Raw genomic sequence first — 2,069 nt, forward strand, 5'->3', positions numbered from 1 at the left:
AGGTGATATTGTCTGGCGGGGAGAGCAAGCGCTATGGGGTCATTATCACGGGCAATCACAACGCCACTGGCAACGACGCGAAGAAGCGGCCAACGACAGTATACAGTGTGACCTTCGCTACCAAGGACAACTCGAAGACCCAGAATCGGGCCTTTACTATAACGTAAACCGTTATTACGATGCAGACAGTGGTCAGTATCTTAGCCCCGACCCGATAGGGTTTGCGGGAGGATTAAGGCCACAGGCGTATGTCGCCAACCCACTAGAGTGGGTGGATCCGCTGGGGCTGGCGGGTGCTGCTCATGGAGGTGAGGGCGAAGATGTTACAAACAGTGCAGCCAGAAATCCTGCTAATGCCGTTAAGCTTAATAAACAATTAGGTAGTCAACAGCAGCTTGGTGAGACAGGTGTTTCTGTTGCAGGGGCTGGTTCAAAAACTCTATTAAGGGACTCAAAACGGCTAGCTAATGAATATGGTGGGAATACTTCCGACTGGTCAAAACGCTCCAGCTTGAAACATACTGCTCCTGATGGTCGTAAATTTGAAACTCATTGGTATGAAAATTCGACGACTGGACAACGGGTAGAACCGAAGACAATTGTTGAAGATTATCTTAAGGGGCCAAAGTAATGGATGTAAAGGATCAGGAAAAAATCATAGATATTTGCCAATCTTTGGTTAATGACGACATTAATTTTATTGAAGGTTGCAGACTGTTGGTTTCACTGAGGAATCAACTTAACTTAGAAAATGACTCTGATTTTTTACCTTTTGTAGGTGTGGCATCTGAAACTGATGACTACCCTGAACCAAGTGTTCGAGAGAATTTTAGTTCGGATTATTTAAAACGAATTGATGAGGAAGTATCTGATTATATTGCTCTTGCCCGCCCTTCCATTGTCGATGCTTGCAGTGCTTTAATCTCTAAGTATAAGGTTCTGTGAGGTCTGCCTTTCCCATTAAAATCCCTCGGCGTACCCGAGGGATTTTTGATTCGTAGGCACAAAAGTGCCTCTAGAGCTTAAAGTTGTTAAGTTGCGACGATACCTGGGGTGTGGGCTCTTTAAGGTACTGAAAGCATTAAGGAAACTGGCGGGTTAGTACGGCGTAAATATCAGGGTGGAGGGTGTTCAATATTCTGTGTCAGCCAATTTTCATAGGTCTATGTGATCATCCAGTCGGCCTTCGAAGTGAATAGTCAGCTGCGATAGCGTCACGTTCCAGTTTTGCATTGGAGGTGTCCACTTTTCTGATGCCTTCAGTATGCGCTCTTACTGGGCCAAAAACGCCGCCATGACCGCGCAGGGCGTGTATTAGAAACCCTTAACCCGCATTGAACTGCCCAACGGCACGCGGTATCGCTACCGTTACGACCCGTTTGGGCGACGCATCGCCAAAGAATGTGCGCACAGCGACACACAAACCCACTACCTGTGGGACGGCGCGCATATTGTGCAGCAACAACAAGCCACGGCTGATGGGCAAGTCCTGCAGCAAACCGAATACCTCTACGAGCCGGGCAGCTTCCGCCCGATGGCGCAAGTGACCCACCATGAGCAAGGCAGCGAGCTGCATTACATCGTGACCGACCACGCGGGCACACCGCAAGAGCTGTGTAATGAACAAGGTGATATTGTCTGGCGGGGCGAGCAAGCGCTATGGGGCCATTACCACGGGCAATCACAACGCCACTGGCAACGACGCGAAGAAGCGGCCAACGACAGTATACAGTGTGACCTTCGCTACCAAGGACAACTCGAAGACCCCGAATCGGGCCTTTACTATGTAAGCGGTTAATAAACCGGTGAGCGCCTACTCGACATCACTGAGTTCCACACACCACGGCATCAGATCTGACATATCGTCCGATGGCGAGCGCTTGGGTAATTCAGCGAACAGGTGCCGGAAGTAATAATAGGGATTGATGTCATTGGCACGGCATGTCATCACCAAGCTATACAGATTGGCACTCGCTTTTGCACCACCGACAGATGTCGAGAACATCCAGTTCTTTCGACCCGTGGCGAACGGGCGGATGTCTCGCTCTGTCACATTGTTGTCGATGCTA

General features: G+C 49.4%; 4 protein-coding genes. 3 read left to right on the forward strand and 1 reads right to left on the reverse strand.

Annotated elements, in window-relative coordinates; translation table 11 throughout:
• The 3 genes from DZ54_RS23795 to DZ54_RS0116625 form a co-directional block, all read left to right on the forward strand.
• Positions 1-631: RHS repeat-associated core domain-containing protein (locus DZ54_RS23795; protein WP_164831617.1), on the forward strand; the 631-nt coding region annotated here is incomplete at its 5' end.
• Complete coding sequence (locus DZ54_RS0116620; RefSeq protein WP_025675315.1) at positions 631-945, forward strand: DUF2489 domain-containing protein; 315 nt, start codon at positions 631-633, stop codon at positions 943-945. The genes DZ54_RS23795 and DZ54_RS0116620, both read left to right, overlap by 1 nt.
• 394 nt (positions 946-1,339) lie before the next feature.
• Positions 1,340-1,798 carry an RHS repeat domain-containing protein gene (locus tag DZ54_RS0116625; protein WP_476707457.1) on the forward strand — a complete coding sequence of 153 codons (459 nt, stop codon included), beginning with the start codon at positions 1,340-1,342 and terminating at the stop codon, positions 1,796-1,798.
• A gap of 15 nt (positions 1,799-1,813) precedes the next feature.
• Here the strand turns inward: DZ54_RS0116625 and DZ54_RS22840 are convergent.
• Positions 1,814-2,069: transposase domain-containing protein (locus tag DZ54_RS22840; protein ID WP_164831618.1), on the reverse strand; the 256-nt coding region annotated here is incomplete at its 5' end.

This window comes from Salinivibrio socompensis S35 (assembly GCF_000513715.1).
Classification (GTDB): domain Bacteria; phylum Pseudomonadota; class Gammaproteobacteria; order Enterobacterales; family Vibrionaceae; genus Salinivibrio; species Salinivibrio socompensis.

Excerpts from the sequence above, each read along its gene's own strand:
- DZ54_RS0116620 (WP_025675315.1), top strand. The coding sequence starts at position 631 with ATGGATGTAAAGGATCAGGAAAAAATCATAGATATTTGCCAATCTTTG.